Genomic DNA, 17295 nt, shown 5'->3' on the forward strand with positions numbered 1-17295 from the left:
TCGTCCCGGTGTTCGTCGTCCCGATGACGTCGCGGTGTTCGTCGTCGCCGGTCCCGGCATGATGGCCGTATGCGTGCCGCCCGCCTGATCAGAATGGTGCTGCTGCTCCAGTCGCGGCCCGCCATGACCGCCGCCGAGCTCGCCCGGGAACTGGAGGTGTCGGAGCGCACCGTCACGCGGGACGCGCAGGCCCTGTCGGAGGCGGGCGTGCCGGTGTACGCCGACCGGGGGCGGGCCGGGGGCTACCGGCTGGTCGGCGGCTACCGCACCAGGCTGACCGGCCTCGACCGCGGTGAGGCGGAGGCGCTGTTCCTCAGCGGTGTGCCGGGGGCGCTGCGGGACATGGGGCTTCAGGACGCCGCGTCGGCCGCCCGGCTGAAGGTGTCCGCGGCCCTGCTCCCCTCCCTGCGCGACGCCTCCCGTACGGCGGCGCAGCGCTTCCATCTGGACGCCCCCGACTGGTTCCGCGAGCCGAAGACGCCCGAGCTGCTGCCCACGGTCGCTCAGGCGGTGTGGGACGACCGCCGGATCACCGCGCGCTACCGGCGCGGCGAGGAGGAGGTCGTGCGGGAGCTGGAGCCGTACGGGCTCGTGCTCAAGGCGGGCGTGTGGTACGTGTGCGCCCGGGTCGTGGGGGCCGACTCCTCCCCGGTCCACCCGGTCAAGCCGGTCCACCGGGTCTACCGGGTGGACCGTTTCGCGGCCGTCGACGCCGGTGCCGGGGGACGCTTCGAACGGGACGGCGGGTTCGACCTGCCCGCCTTCTGGGAGGAGCGGGCCGCGCAGTTCGCGCGGTCCGTTCTGCGGGCCGAGGTGGTCGTGCGGCTGTCCGAGGAGGGCGTACGGCGGCTGCCGCACGCCGTGGGGCCGGTGCCGGCCCGGGCGGCACTGGAGGCCGTCGGGGCCGCGGCGGACGGCGACGGACGCGGGTGGGTGACGGTGACCCTGCCGGTGGAGTCCGAGGAGGTCGCCCACACCCAGCTCACGGCGCTCGGGCCGGAGGTCGAGGTGCTGGCCCCCGAGGCGCTGCGGGAGCGTTTCGCCCGCGACGCCGAACGACTGGCCGCGCTGTACCGGCCCTGACGGTCCGGTGTTCTTCGGTGTACTCCGCGTGCGCCCCCCGGCGCGAGGGCCGATGCTTGAGCCGTGATGGACGAGACGGAGTTCTGGGAGCTGATCGACGGCAGCCGCGAGGCCGCCGAAGGGGATCCGGAGGAGCAGGCCGACCTGCTCGTCGAGCGGCTGCTGGCCCGCGAGCCCGAGGTGGTCCTGGACTTCGCCCGTCACTTCGAGTCCCGGTACAACCGGGCCTACCGCTGGGACCTGTGGGGCGCCGCCTGGGTGCTCCTGGACGGGGCCAGCGACGACGCCTTCGACTTCTTCCGGTGCTGGCTGATCGGCCAGGGCCGTGTGGTCTTCGAGGGCGCCCTGCACGAGCCGGACTCGCTCGCCGAGCTGCTGGACGACTTCGACGAGGAGGTCGACGGCGACGGCGAGGACCTCGGCTACGCGGCCGACGAGGCCTACGAGCAGCTCACCGGCACGGTCGCCCCCGACCTGGGCGTCCCGGCCGCCCCGTCGGAACCGGAGGGCACCCCCGTCGACTTCGAGGACGACGGGGAACTAGCCCGGCGCTATCCGAAGCTGTGGGACCGGTTCCGTGAATAGCACCGCCGCGCACACCCACCGCCCCACCGGCCCCACCGCGGTGCCGCCCAGTGTGGTGCACGAAGGCGGCGACGACCTGGTCGTCGTAGCGCGGGGGCGGCTGGACGTGCCACACGGTGGTGTCCAGCCAGGCCGAGCGGGGCACGATCCGCGGCCGGGGTACGCCGTGCGCCGGGGCGGCCGGACGGGACACGGGGGCGGACGGGGACGCGGACGCCGTCCGTCCGGAGTCGGACGCGCACAGCAGCAGCGCGCCGACGGCGGCGGCGCCCGGCGGACCGCACAGGAGCGCCACGACGGCACGGCGCGCTCGCTGACGGCGCCGGCAGCGCGCCCGCCCGGCTCTTCGCACCACACGCATGAGCCCACTCTCGGGCGGTACCGCTCCGTCCGCGATGCGCACTCTGCCACCCGGTGGAACCATCGTCCCGGTCCAGGGCGTTTCTGTGGGTACACGTACACGTGGCCGGTCCCCGGATCCACGTGCGCGTGGCTGATCACTGGGTCCGTCCCGCGCGTACTGGGGGATCCGAGGAGAAAGGCGGCGTGAGTGGACCTACTCGACCTGCTGTTGGTGCTGGTGATCCTTGTCTACGCCGCTTCCGGCTACCGACGGGGACTGGTGGCCGGCTGTGTCTCGCTGGCCGGTTTCGTCGGCGGCGCCGTCGTCGGCGTGTGGATCCTGCCGTGGATGATGGACTTCGTCACGCGCGGAACGACCGCGGCGACGGTCACCGCCGTGCTCACGGTGCTGGTCCCCGCCGTGGTGGGCCACGAACTGGCGGGCCGTCTGGCGCTGCGGCTGCGGCGCGAGCTGGACCGCGGGCCGTTGCGGGTGGTCGACGGCGTCGGCGGGGCCGCCGCCAACACGGTGGCGGTGCTGATCGTGGCCTGGGTGGCGGCGAGCGTCCTGGCCGCCTCCTCCTCCCCGGTGGTGACGACGGCGATACGCGACTCCAGGCTCCTGGGCGCCGTGCAGAACGCGATGCCGGACACCACCCCGGCCTGGTTCTCGCGGGCCACCTCGGCGCTGACCGAGGCGGGCTTCCCGCAGGTCTTCAACCCCTTCGAGAACGAGCCGGCGACGAGCGTCGCCCGGCCCTCCGGCGACAGCGTGACGGAGCGCGCGACCAACGCCGCCCGGTTCAGCACGGTCAAGATCGAGGGCGCCTCGGGCAACCAGGGCCGCGAAGGCAGCGGGTTCGTGTACGCGCCGCAGCGGGTGATGACCAACGCGCACGTGGTGGCGGGCATCGACGACCCGGCCGTACGCATCGGCGGCGTCGGGCGGTCGTACGGGGCACGGGTGGTGCTGTTCGACCCGCACCGGGACGTGGCCGTGCTCTACGTGCCCGGCCTTGAGGCCCCCGTGCTGCGGTTCGACGACACGGCCGCGCGCGGCGACTCGGCGGTGGTCGCGGGCTATCCGCAGGACGGCGCCCTGAACCTCCAGGCGGCGACGGTCGCGAACCGCATCCTGGCGACGGGCCAGAACATCTACAACGACGGCACGGTGACCCGGGAGATCTACTCGATCCGCTCCACGGTCCGCCCCGGCAACTCCGGCGGCCCGCTGCTCACCACGGACGGCCGGGTCTTCGGCGTGGTCTTCGCCCGCTCCACCTCCGACAACGAGACGGGATACGTCCTGACGGCGACCGAGGTCGCCCAGGACGCGCAGCGCGCGACGCACGCGACCGTCCCGGTGGACACGGGCCGGCTGGTGACCTCGTGACTCAGGGCCTCACGTCGGGTCTCTCCTCGGGTCTCTCGTCCGGGTCGGACCCCGCGGTTCACAGGGGGCGGCCCATGAAGACGTCGTCGACGTAGACGCCGTCCAGGTGGAACTCCTCCGGCAGAACACCCTCCACCACGAAGCCCTCGGACTCGTACAGCTTGCGGGCGGGGGCGTTGTGGCCCAGCACCCGCAGGGTGATGCGGCGGGCTCCCTGGCGGCGGGCCTCCTCGACGGCGGAGCGCAGCAGCGCGCGCCCCACCCCCTCGCCGCGGGCCTCGTCGGCCACGGCGAGTCCGCGGATCTGCCGGACGTGCGCGTTCGACGCCAGTCCGGTGGGGAAGCCGAGGCGGATGTAGCCGACCAGCCGGCCGTCGAGTTCGGCGACCAGGTGGTCGCGCGGTCCCGACCGGGGCGTGAAGAAGGGTTCGTAGGGCTGCCGCGGCGGCGGGGTGACGGAATGCGTCGGGCCCAGGTCTCGCGGTCGAGCCGGCCGAGGGCGTCCTCGTCGTCGGGCACGGCGAGGCGCACCTGGGGAATCGGCATGGCGGTCACCCTACGGCGCGGTGGAAGGGAGTTCCACGGGATTTCCGCGCCGCGGCAGGCAGGATGGACGCATGGAACGTTCACGCATCGTGGTGGCCGGCGCCTCCGGTCTGATCGGCGGCGCCCTGGTGCGGTCGCTGGTCGCGGACGGGCACGAGGTGGTGCGCCTGGTGCGCCGTTCGGCCCACGGCGAGGACGAGGTCTGCTGGGATCCCGTCGGCCGGTACGTGGACACGGCGGGGCTCGCCGGATGCGACGCGGTGGTCAACCTGGCGGGCGCGGGCGTGGGTGACCACCGGTGGACGGCAGCGTACAAGAAGACGATCCGGGACAGCCGGGTGCTCGGCACGGCGGCGCTCGCCGAGGCCGTCGCCTCCCTGGACGCGCCCCCGCGGGTGTTCGTCTGCGGCAGCGCGATCGGCTACTACGGCGACACCGGCGAGCGCGCCGTCGACGAGGACGCGCCGCCCGGGGACGGTTTCCTGCCGGCGCTGTGCGTGGAGTGGGAGCGGGCCGCGGCTCCCGCGCGCGAGGCGGGCGTGCGGACGGTGTTCGCCCGCACCGGGCTGGTGGTGGCCCGTGAGGGCGGGGCGTGGGGGCGGCTGTTCCCGCTGTTCAAGGCCGGGTTGGGCGGGCGGCTGGGAGACGGCCGGCAGTTCTGGTCGTTCATCGCGCTGCACGACGAGGTGGCCGCGCTGCGCCATCTGCTGGACACCAAAAGCCTGTCCGGGCCGGTCAACCTCACCGCGCCGCAGCCGCTGACGAACCGTGAGATCACCGCGGCCATGGGCCGGGTGCTGAGCCGGCCCACACCGTTCGCCGTGCCGGCGCCGGTCCTGCGCGCGGTGCTCGGGGAGATGGCGGGCGACGTGCTGGGCAGTGCGCGCGTGGTGCCGAAGCGGCTGCTGGAGTCGGGGTTCTCGTTCGCGTTTCCGGGGATCGAGGACGCCGTGCGCGCGGCGCTGTGACGGCTGCGACCGCTCGCCGTGCCACCGCGCGATCGCACCCACGACGGCTCGCGACCGTGCGTGACCGCCGTGCGACCGCCGTGCGACCGTGCTCTGCCCATGCGCGACTGTCCCCGACCGGGCTCGGTCCTAGTCTCGACGCGAACTCGGGTATTCCTGACGCCGGTCGCGGGCATCACCGCTTCACCGGCCGCGCAACCTCGAGGAGGGGCACGTGCTTGAGCCCGCGTATCAGGCGGACGTCGTCGTCGTGGGAGCCGGGGTCGCCGGGCTCGCGGCAGCGCATCGACTCATCAGCGCAGGAGTGACGACCGCGGTCCTGGAGGCCGCCCCTTACGTGGGTGGCCGCATGTCGACGGAGAAGGTCGACGGGTTCCGGCTCGACCGGATCGGACAGCTGCTGAACACGTCGTATCCCCAACTGGCCCTGAGCCCCGGGCTCGACGCTTTGGTGCTGCGGCCCTTCGCGCCGGGGGTCCTGCTGCACAGCGACGGACGGCATCTCCGCGCGGGTGCTCCGGCACACGGAGGGAGCGCGAGGAGCGCACTTCACGTAGTACGCGCCCTGGCGAGCGCCCCCCGCCCGCCGGTCCCCCGGCCGTCGTCCCTCGCCCGCGCGTCCCTTCCCCGCTTGTCCGTCCCCCGACCGACCGCCGCGCCCTTCCCCGACGGTCCGCCTCCCGGTCGCCGCGGGATCGGCACGCCGCTGCGGCTGCGTTCCGCGCTCGGCCGGATCGCCGCCACACCGGTCGAACGCCTGCTGGCGCGCCCGGAACTGACCGCCCGCCAGGCACTGGCCGCCCGCGGCCTGCCCGCCCGCACCGTCGAGGGCTTCCTGCGTCCGCTGCTGGCCGCCCTGCTGTACGACCCCGACCTCACCACGTCCAGCCGCGTCGCGGACCTCGCCCTGCGCTCCTTCGCGAGCGGCCGGCTGTGCCTGCCGGAGGGCGGCGCGGAGGTCCTTCCGGAGCTGCTCGCGCGCACCCTGCCGCACGGCACCGTGCACACCGGCGTGCGGGCCACCTCGGTCTCCACCACCTCGGTGACCACCGCCGAGCACGGCGAGATCCGCTGCCGCGCCGTGCTGGTCGCCACCGACGCGCGCGCCGCCGCCGAGCTGCTGCCCGGCCTGCGCGTACCGGACTTCCACCCGGTGACGGTGGTCCACCACACGACCGACGAGCCCCCTCGGACGGGCGGGTACCTGCTGCTCGACGCGGACCGCGGAGGTCCGGTGGCGCACACGGCGGTGGTCAGCCAGGTCGACCCCTCCCGCGCGCCCGCCGGCCGCGCCCTGGTGTCGTCCACGGTCCTGGGGGTGCCCCCGGCCGACGTCGACACGGCCGTACGCGACCACCTGTCCCGCCTCTACGCCACCTCCACCGCCCGCTGGGAGACCCTTGCGGTGCACCGCACCGCCGAGGCCGTCCCCGCGATGCGGCCGCCGCACGACCCGCGGCGCCCGGTGCGGCTGCTGGCCGGCCTGTACGTGTGCGGCGACCACCGGGACACCAGCACCGTCCAGGGAGCGCTGCACTCGGCCCACCGGGCCTCCGCGGCGATCCTGGGGGACCTGGGGGCCGGACGGCCGATGCACCGGGCGGACCCGGCGGCGACGGCACCGAGCGCCGCCGCCTGACCGGGAGACCCGTGCCGGTGCTCAGCCCAGCGCCGCCACCCTGTCCCGGTAGCCGCGTACGGGTGTCGCGTCCTTGTACGGCTCCAGCCGGCGTTCGAAGTCCCTGACGTACTCCACCGCCCGCACGGAGCGCATCTCCGCGGCCTGGGCCGCCGCCTCGGCGGCCAGGCGGCAGGCCTGGTCCAGGTCACCGAGGCCCAGGCGGGCGGTGGCCAGGACCATCCGGCAGAACAGCCGGCTGCGGGCGTGGGCCGGGGCGCGCAGCCGGAGGGCGCGTTCGGCGTGCTGGGCGGCGGCGCGGTACTGCTGGAGGTCCCGGTGGCAGTGCCCGGAGTCGTCGGCCAGCAGGGCCTCGTCGAAGCGCGCCCAGGAGGGCACCTCGTCCCCGGCCCGCGCCGCCTCCAGGGCGCGTTCGGCGCGCAGCAGGGACGCGGTGCAGGCGCGCACCTCGCCCAGCACGCCGTGCCCGCGCGCCTCGGCGGCGTGCAGCAGCGCCTGCACGGCGGGCGGGGCGGACCCGCCGAGCCCCTGCTGGGCCACCCGGGCGAGCTGCACGGCCTCCCGCCCGTGGCCGAGGTAGACGGCCTGCCGGCTCATGGTGACCAGCACATAGGCGCCGTAGGCCCGGTCGCCTGCGGCCTGGGCGAGTCGCAGCGCCTGCACGAAGTAGCGCTGGGCGAGCCCGTGCGCGGCGATGTCGTACGACGTCCAGCCGGCGAGCCGGGTCAGGTCGGCGGCGGCCGCGAAGAGCCGGCGGCCGGTCTGCTCGCCGTAGGTGCCGCGCAGCATCGGTTCGCACTCGTGTTCCAGGTAGCGCACCAGGGCCTGGCGGGCGTGACCGCCGCCGTACAGGTCGTCGAGGGTGCGGAACAGCTCGCCGACCGAGCGCAGGGCGGCGATGTCGCCCGCGGTGACCTTCTGGCCCGACTCCCGTCCAGCAGGGCCCCGTTCGGCCCGGCCGCGCTGCCGGGGCACGCCGGACACCGCGGAGTCAGGGGTGTCGGGCACGGCGAGGGCGGACCGGTCCGGGCCCCCCTGGGCGGGAACCCGGGCGGCCGGTGCCTCCGCGCGGGCGACCCGGTCGTCGGCCCGGCCGATCAGCCAGTCCCGGCTGGGCACGACGAGCCCGGCCGGGGTGAAGGCGATCCTGCGCAGTTCGGCGTGGCTGCCGCAGTCCTTGCGCCACAGCCCGCCGACGATGTCGACGGCCTCCTCGGGGGTGGCGGCGAACTCCAGACCCGCGTACACCGGGGCGCAGGCGTCCAGGCCGAGGTCCTGGGCGGTCAGGCGGCGCCCCAGGCGCCGGGTGAAGACCTCCGCGATGAGGGCGGGCGTGGTCCCGCGCGGCTGCTGACCGCGCAGCCAGCGGGTCACCGACGTCTTGTCGTATCTCAGGTCCAGCCCGTGTTCGAGACCGAGCTGGTCCACGCGGCGGGCCAGACCTGCGTTGGAGAACCCCGCTTCGGCGATGAGCGCGGCGAGCTGGCGGTTGGGAGTGCGCTGCGCGGGTCGTTCCGTCATCTGCGGTGCGGTCTCCTGCCTTTCGGGCATCCACGCGGCCGCGTGGTGCCCGGATTGCCTGTGAGCAGCCCTTATGGCCCCATGAACGGCGCGAATGTAGCGGAGAGTGAGCAACCGGCCGCAGATTTCCACCACCATTCATCCGATCGTGTGAGGATTGCCCGCGCGGCTGACGCGCACCGGCCGGACGTACAGTGACGTGGGCACGTTTCGTGCCTTACCACCTTGCAGGGAGGCGTTTGCCGTGAGTGAGCTGCGGTTCGTCCGCATGGGATTCGGCACCGAGGCCGTGGACTACGTCCAGGCCTGGGACGAACAGCGCCGGGTGCACGCCGCCCGGTTCGCGGACGAGGTTCCCGACACGGTGCTGCTCCTGGAACACCCGCCCGTCTACACGGCAGGCCGGCGCACCGAGGACAGCGAGCGCCCGCTCGACGGCACGCCCGTCATCGACGTGGACCGCGGCGGCAAGATCACCTGGCACGGGCCCGGCCAGCTGGTCGGCTACCCGATCCAGAAGCTGCCCCGCCCGGTGGACGTGGTGGCCCACGTGCGCCGCCTGGAGGAGGCGCTGATCCGCACCTGCGCGGAGTTCGGCCTTCCGACCACGCGCGTCGAGGGCCGCAGCGGCGTGTGGGTGCTCGGCGACCCGGTCGAGCAGCGGCCCTCCCTGGGCGGGCTGTCCCTGGACTTCGACCCGCGCCTGGCCGACGAGGAGTTCGACCCGCGGCTCAACGGGCCGGAGTACGCCCCGTCCAACGCCGGGCAGCGCCGCGAGGACCGCAAGATCGCCCAGATCGGCATCCGGGTGGCCAAGGGCGTCACCATGCACGGCTTCTCGTTCAACGTGACGCCCGACATGAAGTGGTTCGACAAGATCATCCCGTGCGGCATCCGGGACGCCGGCGTCGCCTCGCTGGCGGCCGAGCTCGGCCGGGACGTCACGATCGAGGAAGTTCTGCCGGTCGTCGAACGGCACCTGCGGGACGTCCTGGAGAACGCGGACCTGAAGCCGCGGGAGATCGACCGGGCCACCGCCTGATCGGGGCCCGCCACGGGGAATGATCCCCCAGGCCCGCAGGTTGGCCTCCACGACGGGGCGCAACAAGCACGGGCGTACCCTGGTGTACGCCGAAGAATCGAAGCTACAGGGAGCCGGTCGTGTCCGCAGTCGCACCCGACGGACGCAAGATGCTGCGCCTGGAGGTCCGCAACAGCCAGACCCCCATCGAGCGCAAGCCCGAGTGGATCAAGACCCGGGCGAAAATGGGTCCCGAGTACACGAAGATGCAGAACCTCGTGAAGAGCGAGGGCCTGCACACGGTCTGCCAGGAAGCCGGCTGTCCGAACATCTACGAGTGCTGGGAGGATCGCGAGGCGACCTTCCTCATCGGCGGCGACCAGTGCACCCGGCGCTGCGACTTCTGCCAGATCGACACCGGCAAGCCGGAGGCCCTCGACCGCGACGAGCCGCGCCGCGTGGGCGAGTCCGTGGTCACCATGGACCTGAACTACGCCACCATCACCGGCGTCGCCCGCGACGACCTGGAGGACGGCGGCGCCTGGCTGTACGCCGAGACCGTGCGCCAGATCCACCAGCAGACGGCGGACCGCGAGGACGGCCGTACGAAGGTGGAGCTGCTCGCCCCCGACTTCAACGCCGTTCCCGAGCAGCTGGCGGAGGTCTTCGACTCCCGCCCCGAGGTCTTCGCGCACAACGTCGAGACGGTCCCCCGGATCTTCAAGCGGATCCGCCCCGGCTTCCGCTACGAGCGCTCCCTGAAGGTCATCACCGAGGCCCGCGACTTCGGCCTGGTGACCAAGTCCAACCTCATCCTCGGCATGGGCGAGACCCGCGAGGAGGTCGTCGAGGCGCTCAAGCAGCTCCACGACGCGGGCTGCGAGCTGGTCACCATCACCCAGTACCTGCGCCCCTCGGTGCGCCACCACCCGGTGGAGCGGTGGGTCAAGCCGCAGGAGTTCGTGGAGCTGAAGGAGGAAGCCGAGCAGATCGGCTTCTCCGGCGTGATGTCGGGTCCGCTGGTCCGGTCCTCCTACCGCGCCGGGCGGCTGTACCGGATGGCCGTCGAGAAGCGGGGCACCTACGTCGCCGTCCAGGCGGTCTGACCCCGGCCGACCGTCCGTCACCCTCCCGCCTCGCACCGCCCCGCAAACGGGCGGCGAGTGTGTGAAATCGGGCACAAGAACCTACTGTCCGGTACAGTCGGATAGGACGCGGTCCCGACCGTCGCCGCAGATGGGCGCCCCGGTCAGGGCCGCGTCAGCCTTCCGGACCGTGGCCGCGAGGCTTCATCGGTGTTTGACCGTCCGGTCATGCCCTGGTAACACCAAGCAGTGACCCTGGACTCACAGCCCGTACACCAAGAGCCGTCATGAGGGGGACCTCCCATGCAGGCTGCGCACGTTCGTGCCACCGCGATCCCGTCCTTCACCGACGCACTGCGTGCGGTCGAGTCCCTGCTCATGAGCAGCGGCCAGCGCACCGCCCGCCGCAACGCCTGGAACTCCGTCCTGGAGGACCGCCGCCGGGCCAAGGACCGCGTCGAGGCGCAGCGGGTCCTCGACCAGTTCCCCGCCGTCGGCCCCTGACGCGTCCCGCGGCCCCTTTCCGCCCCGTTGTCCCCGGGCCGTAGGGGCACTGCCGTCGTGGGCCGCTCCGGGAGCCACGTAGACTTCGTGGCATGGCGAGGAAGGACAACGCAGCCGAGGCTGCCAACCCCGGGCGACTGAAGCAGATCGCCCTGACCTACAAGATGACCCGAAAGGCCGACAACAAGATCGGTCTGGTACTCGCGGGCGTCTTCATCATCACCTTCGGTGTCCTTCTCGCGATCGGCTTCGCGATCGGCCACCCGCTCTACCTCGGCATCCTGGGCCTGCTGCTCGCCTTCCTCGCGACGGCGATCGTCTTCGGACGCCGGGCCGAGCGTGCCGCGTTCGGGCAGATGGAGGGCCAGCCGGGCGCCGCCGCCGCGGTTCTGGACAACGTGGGCCGGGGCTGGACCACCACCCCGGCGGTGGCCATGAACCGCAGCCAGGACGTGGTGCACCGCGCGGTCGGCAAGGCCGGCATCGTGCTGGTCGCCGAGGGCAACCCGAACCGGGTGAAGTCCCTGCTCGCCGCCGAGAAGAAGAAGATGAACCGGATCGTCGCGGACGTCCCGGTGCACGACGTGATCGTGGGCAACGGCGAGGACCAGGTCCCGCTGAAGAAGCTGCGCACCACCATGCTGAAGTTCCCGCGCGTACTGACCGGCCCGCAGGTCACCACCACCAACGACCGGCTGCGCGCCCTCGGCGACCTGATGAGCAACATGCCGCTGCCGAAGGGCCCGATGCCCAAGGGCATGCGCATGCCGAAGGGCGGCCCGAAGGCCCGCTGATCCCGCTCAGACACCCTCTACGACGACGGGGCGCCCGGAGACCACTCCGGGCGCCCCGTCGTCGTAGAGGGCACCTCCGTCGCCCGCGGACATCACGCCTCGCGCCGCCGTGGGCACGGGAACCGCGGCCGACTCCCGCAGCCGACTTCCGCGGCGGGCGCCTGCGGCTAGATCCGTACCTCCACCGTGCCCGCCAACCGGTCGTGCAGGCCGCGGCCGTCGCGGTCCCAGATCAGGGCGGGAACGGCCAGGCACAGCAGGACCGTGCGCAGCAGGGCGCGCAGCGGCTGGACCCGGCCGGTGCCGAGGGCGACGACGCGCAGGCCGAACAGGCGCTTGCCGGGCGTGAACCCGATCGTGCCGACGGTGAGGACGCCGAGCGCCAGGAAGATGAGCAGCGCCCAGTTGCTCGTGGCCTGGTAGTAGCCGTGCGTGATCAGGCCGTAGGCAATCCACAGGCACAGCGCCCAGTCGACGGCCAGCGCGCCGAGCCGGCGCCCCGGACCGGCGATCGACCCCGGCCCCTGCTCCGGCAACCCCAGCTCCCGGCCCCGGTAGCCGAAGTCCGCGCCGGCGTCCTCCATGGCCGCGCGCGGCCCGGAAAGCCATGATCCCATTGCTTGCCTGTTGTCCACCCGACCACCGTACTGCGAGGCTGGAATCAGGGGGGTCGGCGGGGTGTCCGCGACCGTGACCACCACCCGAGCCGGTTAACTTCTGCGAAACAATTGGGTCACGCCCGGGAAATCACCCGTCCCTAGGGTCCTCAAGGTGGGCCAGCGCACCGGCCGCACCAACGATCTACCACCCCGGCGGGACGGTCGGGAGTAGGAGGAGCTGGATGTTCCAGAACGCCGACGAGGCCAAGAAGTACATCGCGGACGAGGACGTCAAGTTCGTCGACGTCCGCTTCTGCGACCTGCCGGGCGTCATGCAGCACTTCACGTTGCCCGCCGAGGCGTTCGACCCCGACGAGGAGCAGGCGTTCGACGGGTCGTCGATCCGTGGCTTCCAGGCCATCCACGAATCCGACATGTCCCTGCGCGCCGACCTGTCCACCGCACGGGTGGACCCGTTCCGCCGGGACAAGACGCTCAACATCAACTTCTTCATCCACGACCCGATCACCGGCGAGCAGTACTCCCGTGACCCGCGCAACGTGGCGAGGAAGGCCGAGGCGTACCTGGCGTCCACCGGGATCGCCGACACCGCGTACTTCGGTCCGGAGGCGGAGTTCTACGTCTTCGACAACGTCCGGTTCCGGACCGCCGAGAACGAGTCCTTCTACCACATCGACTCCGAGGCGGGCGCCTGGAACACCGGCGCGCTGGAGGACAACCGCGGTTACAAGGTCCGCTACAAGGGCGGCTACTTCCCGGTCCCGCCGGTCGACCACTTCGCCGACCTGCGCGCGGAGATCTCCCTGGAGCTGGCGAAGAGCGGTCTGCAGGTGGAGCGCCAGCACCACGAGGTGGGCACCGCCGGCCAGGCCGAGATCAACTACAGGTTCAACACGCTGCTCGCCGCCGCCGACGACCTCCAGCTGTTCAAGTACATCGTGAAGAACGTCGCGTGGCGCAACGGCAAGACGGCGACCTTCATGCCGAAGCCGATCTTCGGTGACAACGGCTCGGGCATGCACGTGCACCAGTCGCTGTGGAGCAACGGCGACCCGCTGTTCTACGACGAGGCCGGCTACGCGGGCCTGTCGGACACCGCCCGCTACTACATCGGCGGCATCCTCAAGCACGCCCCGGCGCTGCTCGCCTTCACCAACCCGACGGTGAACTCCTACCACCGTCTGGTGCCGGGCTTCGAGGCCCCGGTGAACCTCGTGTACTCGCAGCGCAACCGCTCCGCCGCGATGCGCATCCCGATCACGGGCTCCAACCCGAAGGCCAAGCGCGTGGAGTTCCGCGCCCCCGACGCCTCCGGCAACCCGTACCTGGCCTTCGCGGCACTGCTGCTCGCGGGCCTGGACGGCGTCAAGAACAAGATCGAGCCGGCCGAGCCGATCGACAAGGACCTCTACGAGCTGGCGCCCGAGGAGCACGCCAACGTCGCCCAGGTCCCGACCTCGCTGGAGGCCGTCCTGCGGGCGCTGGAGGACGACCACGAGTTCCTGCTCCAGGGCGACGTGTTCACGTCCGACCTGATCGAGACGTGGGTCGACTTCAAGCGCACGAACGAGATCGCCCCGCTCCAGCTGCGCCCGCACCCGCACGAGTTCGAGCTGTACTTCGACGTGTGATATCACCCCAGGTCAGAGCGGGTAACCGCTCTCCTGGGCCGTCTGTGGGCCGTCGGCCGTGCTCTTCCTCGTTGGGAGAGGCACGGCCGACGGCCTTGTTTCGGAGCGTGCACCGCGAACGGCTGTCGAGGGCTTACGCCGGGCCGCCGCTCGGGCCGGCGCATCGGATTCGCCAGGGCCGCGGTCCGCACCAACTCACCACGGTGTTGCCGCGACCCCTGGAATCCGCCGGATCACCTCGGCGGCCTTGGGTTACGCCTCATCTTTGTCGATCACTTGCCGTAGTACGCGCTGTAGATCGAGATCACCGAGGTGTTGCCCTTCTTGTCGGTGATCTTGGCGCGGTAGGAGATGGCCTTCCCCTTCGCCGGGTTCTTGACGGTGATCTTGCCCTTCGTGACGGTGACCTTCTTCCAGGTCTTGCCGTTGTTGTACGACACCCAGACGGTCAGCGACTTGAGGTTCTTGCCCGCGGCGGCGCCCTCCACGGTGACCGGGAAGGTGGCCTTCTTGCCCGCCGAAACACGGTTGTCCAGTCCGGTGGTGGCCTTGAAGCGGGCCGAGGAGGCCGGGAGCTGGGACGCGCGCGAGCCGGACGGCTTCTTGGAACGGAAGGTCCAGGTCGCGTCGATACGGGTGGAGGCGTTCGCGATCTTCGCACTGCGCTTGACCGAGGTGGTCAACTTGTACTGGGCGTCACCAGAGGGAACCGCGAACTCCCCGTCCCCGAACAGCGGGTCGTTGTTGGAACCGACCTTGTTGCCGTTGCGGTAGAGGGTGGTCTTCGCCGAGGTGAACACCGAGGCGCCGGCGTGTCCGGCGGAGTCGGCGAACAGCGGCAGCGAGCCGTAGATCGCGTTGCCGCGCCGGAACAGACCGTAGTCCCGGCTCAGACGCGGGCCGAACACCGCCCGGTTGAAGGACTTGGTGTACGTCTTGCCGCCCTTGAAGACCTGCGGCGCGCCCAGCGTGTAGGACGCCTCGGTGATCGGCCAGCCGTCGCGGTCGTGGCCGCTGTACTGGTCCACGTTCCAGGACCACCGGATGCCGTTGCCCGTCGACAGGTGGAGCGTGCGCGTGCCCGGCAGCTTCTGCTCGACCGGGAAGCCGATGACGAAGTCCTCGGGAAGCTCGCCCCAGGTGGTGATGCCGCCGGTCTTGCGGGAGCCGCCCGCGGCGATGGTGTTCTTCACCGTGGCCAGTTCGCGTGCCGCGTAGTGGCGTACCTTGCCGCCCTGGAACCGCTTGACCTTGGCGGTGGTCGCCACGTCGTACTCGGCCTTCGCGCCCTTGGTCCACTGGCCGTTCCAGGTCTGGCTCAGCCCGCCGACGTCTCCGCCGAGGGAACCGGTGCGCAGGTCGGACCAACGGTCGAGGCCGAAACCGAAGCCAACCATCGCAGGGTCGTAGGAGTAGCTGATCATCGCCATGACCTGCCGCGCGGCCTTGTCCGGCACGGTGATGTCGGCTGCCTTGGTGGTCCGGGCGTCGATCGTCAGCGTGAGGTTCTTGGTCACGCTGAGCTTCGGCTGGACCAGCCAGTCCAGGCCGCCCTTGAAGGTGTCGAAGTCCTTCGCGATCCAGGCGTCCACGAGGTAGGTGCCCTTGGGCACGCGCACGGTCGCCGTGCCGGAGCCGCCGGGCACCTCGTAGTCGCGGTCCGTGCCGAGGCCGGTGTAGCCGAACAGGATGGTGTTGTAGCCGGTGGTGGGCTTGCCGTCCCGGCCGATGTGCTTGACGGTGACGTCGTACGACTCGACCTCACGCTCCACGGCCGCGGCCGTGCGGACGGTCTGCCCGCCGCCGGTCGCCGTCACGTACGCCGAGTACGCGCCGTCCAGGGTGCCGCCCAGCCGGGTGTCCACGGTCAGGTCGACGGAGGCCTTGGCGCCGGCCGGGACCGTCACCTCCGTCGCGCCGAGCGTGAAGAAGCCGGCCGGGGCGGGCCGGCCCTTGGGGTCGGCGGCCGTCACGGCCAGGCTGAGGATGACGTCCTCGGTGCCGAGGTTGCGGTAGATCAGCTGCTTGGTGACCGACTCGTCGTCGGTGTGCGGCCAGGTCTGGGTGGGAAAGCTCACCGACACCGGGTCGGCGATCACGGTCTGCTGGAGCGCCTTGTCGACGGCGATACGGCCGGCGCCCTGCTGGAAGGGGGTGTACGGGCCGCCCTTGGCGGAGCCGGTCAGCGCGCCCTTCAGCTCGGCGTAACCCCAATCGGGGTGCTGCTGCTTGAGGAGCGCGGCGGCACCGGCGACGTGCGGGGTCGCCATCGACGTGCCGTCGATGGTCAGGTAGCCGGCCGGGTTCTCGCCGACCTCCTGGGCGATGAGGCTGCCCTTGGCCGCGGCGGCCGTGATGGCCACGCCCGGCGCGGTGACGTCGGGCTTGATGGCACCGTCGCCGACGCGCGGGCCGGTGGAGGAGAAGTCGGCGAGCTTGTCCTTCTTGTCGACGGCGCCGACGGTGAGGGCGGCGTCCGCGCTGCCCGGCGAACCGAGCGTCCCGGGGCCCTCGTTGCCGGCGGCGATCGTGAAGAGGATGCCCTTCTCGGCGGAGAGCCTGTCGACCGCCTCCTTCAGCGGGTCGATTCCGGGCATGTCCGGACCGCCGAGGCTCAGGTTGACGATGTCGGCACCCTCCTGGGCGGCCCACTCCATGCCGGCGAGGATGTTGGAGTCGTCACCGTATCCGTCGTCGTCGAGGACCTTGCCATTGAGGATCTTGGCGTCGGGCGCCACGCCCTTGTACTTGCCGCCCGACTTCGCGCCGGTGCCCGCCGCGATGGAGGCGACGTGGGTGCCGTGGCCGAAGGCGTCGTTGGTGTTCTTCGCGGTGGAGAAGTTCTTGGCCGCGATGACCTGGCTCTTCAGGTCGGCGTGGGTGGCGTCGACACCGGTGTCCAGGACGGCGATCTTCACACCCTTGCCGGTGTAGCCGGACTGCCACGCCGTCGGGGCGCCGATCTGCGGCACGGACTTGTCGAGGCTGGCCTTGCGGACGCCGTCGAGCCAGACGTGGGCGACGCCGGTGGCGGTCTTGTCCCCGTTGGTGAGCGCCTTCCACAGCTCGGGCGTGTCCTTGACCGGGGTCTGCACCGCGTCCGCGTTCAGCGACTTGAGGGTGCGGCGCAGGGTGCCGGCCTCGCGGACGTCGGCCCGTGCGGTGGTGGCGGTGCCCTGGTAGCCGACGATGACCTTCAGGCCGTTCTTGAGCGACCTGCGGTTGGTGGACTTGTTCAACTCGGTGATGTCGAACAGCCGTTGGTCCAGCTTGCCGGAGGTGACCAGGCGGGCCGCGTCGGCCGGTACGACGTGGGTGTGCCCGCCGGCCTTGCGGACCTGCACGGGTATGTGTTCGCGCCCCTTGGCCCGCTGCAGGCCGACCACGCGCCCCTTGGCGTCCACGGTGACCCGGTCGCCGGTGATGAGGGTGACGCTGTGGCGGGCGGTGAGCCGGGTGGCGTCGGACGAGTGCGGCTCGGGCCCCGCCGAAGCCGGACTGGTCATACCCGCGGCAAGCGCTACCGCTGCCGCTGTGGCGACCGTGGCCGCGCACGCTCTTTT

13 protein-coding genes and 1 pseudogene are annotated in these 17295 nt (G+C 72.0%); 10 read left to right on the plus strand and 4 right to left on the minus strand.

The features are described 5' to 3' along the window. Positions 1-69: 69 nt before the first annotated feature. The 3 genes from ACTYVM_RS01965 (at position 70) to ACTYVM_RS01975 (ending at position 3403) form a co-directional block, all read left to right on the plus strand. Positions 70-1083, plus strand: coding sequence for a helix-turn-helix transcriptional regulator (locus ACTYVM_RS01965; RefSeq protein WP_445524208.1), 1014 nt, complete (start codon positions 70-72; stop codon positions 1081-1083). Between the two features lie 66 nt (positions 1084-1149). Then, entirely contained in the window at positions 1150-1668 is a 519-nt protein-coding gene (locus ACTYVM_RS01970; RefSeq protein ID WP_445524256.1) for a DUF4240 domain-containing protein, read from the plus strand. A gap of 550 nt (positions 1669-2218) precedes the next feature. Then, entirely contained in the window at positions 2219-3403 is a 1185-nt protein-coding gene (locus tag ACTYVM_RS01975) for a MarP family serine protease (protein ID WP_445524209.1), read from the plus strand. A 58-nt stretch (positions 3404-3461) separates the two neighbouring features. On the opposite strand, the pseudogene ACTYVM_RS01980 reads toward ACTYVM_RS01975, so the two are convergent. Continuing rightward, a pseudogene (locus ACTYVM_RS01980) lies at positions 3462-3949 on the minus strand (GNAT family N-acetyltransferase). Positions 3950-4020: 71 nt separating this feature from the next. On the opposite strand from ACTYVM_RS01980, the gene ACTYVM_RS01985 reads away from it, so the two are divergent. Then, complete coding sequence (locus tag ACTYVM_RS01985) at positions 4021-4917, plus strand: TIGR01777 family oxidoreductase (RefSeq protein WP_445524210.1); 897 nt, start codon at positions 4021-4023, stop codon at positions 4915-4917. Between the two features lie 214 nt (positions 4918-5131). Continuing rightward, positions 5132-6556, plus strand: coding sequence for an NAD(P)/FAD-dependent oxidoreductase (locus ACTYVM_RS01990; protein WP_445524211.1), 1425 nt, complete (start codon positions 5132-5134; stop codon positions 6554-6556). Positions 6557-6577: 21 nt separating this feature from the next. Here the strand turns inward: ACTYVM_RS01990 and ACTYVM_RS01995 are convergent, their stop codons facing one another. Next, on the minus strand, positions 6578-8077 hold the full coding sequence (locus tag ACTYVM_RS01995; RefSeq protein ID WP_445524212.1) for an NsdA family TPR-like regulatory protein: 1500 nt from the start codon (positions 8075-8077) through the stop codon (positions 6578-6580). 244 nt (positions 8078-8321) lie between these two features. On the opposite strand from ACTYVM_RS01995, the gene lipB reads away from it, so the two are divergent. From lipB to ACTYVM_RS02015, 4 genes are all read left to right on the plus strand, one after another. Next, positions 8322-9119, plus strand: a complete 798-nt coding sequence (lipB, locus tag ACTYVM_RS02000) for a lipoyl(octanoyl) transferase LipB (protein ID WP_445524213.1) — start codon at positions 8322-8324, stop codon at positions 9117-9119. Positions 9120-9238: 119 nt separating this feature from the next. Continuing rightward, positions 9239-10204, plus strand: coding sequence for a lipoyl synthase (lipA, locus tag ACTYVM_RS02005; RefSeq protein WP_400025729.1), 966 nt, complete (start codon positions 9239-9241; stop codon positions 10202-10204). A 282-nt stretch (positions 10205-10486) separates the two neighbouring features. Then, positions 10487-10687, plus strand: a complete 201-nt coding sequence (locus tag ACTYVM_RS02010) for an SCO2195 family GlnR-regulated protein (protein WP_400025728.1) — start codon at positions 10487-10489, stop codon at positions 10685-10687. A gap of 92 nt (positions 10688-10779) precedes the next feature. Continuing rightward, positions 10780-11481 (plus strand): DUF4191 domain-containing protein, encoded by a 702-nt coding sequence (locus ACTYVM_RS02015; RefSeq protein WP_445524214.1) that lies wholly within the window; start codon positions 10780-10782, stop codon positions 11479-11481. Positions 11482-11648: 167 nt separating this feature from the next. On the opposite strand, the gene ACTYVM_RS02020 is transcribed toward ACTYVM_RS02015, so the two are convergent. Next, positions 11649-12116 carry an RDD family protein gene (locus tag ACTYVM_RS02020; RefSeq protein WP_445524215.1) on the minus strand — a complete coding sequence of 156 codons (468 nt, stop codon included), beginning with the start codon at positions 12114-12116 and terminating at the stop codon, positions 11649-11651. A gap of 206 nt (positions 12117-12322) precedes the next feature. Between ACTYVM_RS02020 and glnA the strand changes: the two genes are divergently transcribed. Then, positions 12323-13732: a type I glutamate--ammonia ligase gene (gene glnA / locus ACTYVM_RS02025; protein WP_445524216.1), complete on the plus strand. Its 1410-nt coding sequence runs from the start codon at positions 12323-12325 to the stop codon at positions 13730-13732. A 272-nt stretch (positions 13733-14004) separates the two neighbouring features. Here glnA and ACTYVM_RS02030 read toward each other — a convergent pair whose 3' ends face one another. Then, a complete protein-coding gene (locus ACTYVM_RS02030; RefSeq protein ID WP_445524217.1) occupies positions 14005-17238 on the minus strand; it encodes a S8 family peptidase in 3234 nt (1077 codons plus the stop codon). Positions 17239-17295: the final 57 nt, after the last annotated feature.

The organism is Streptomyces cyslabdanicus, from assembly GCF_052663305.1.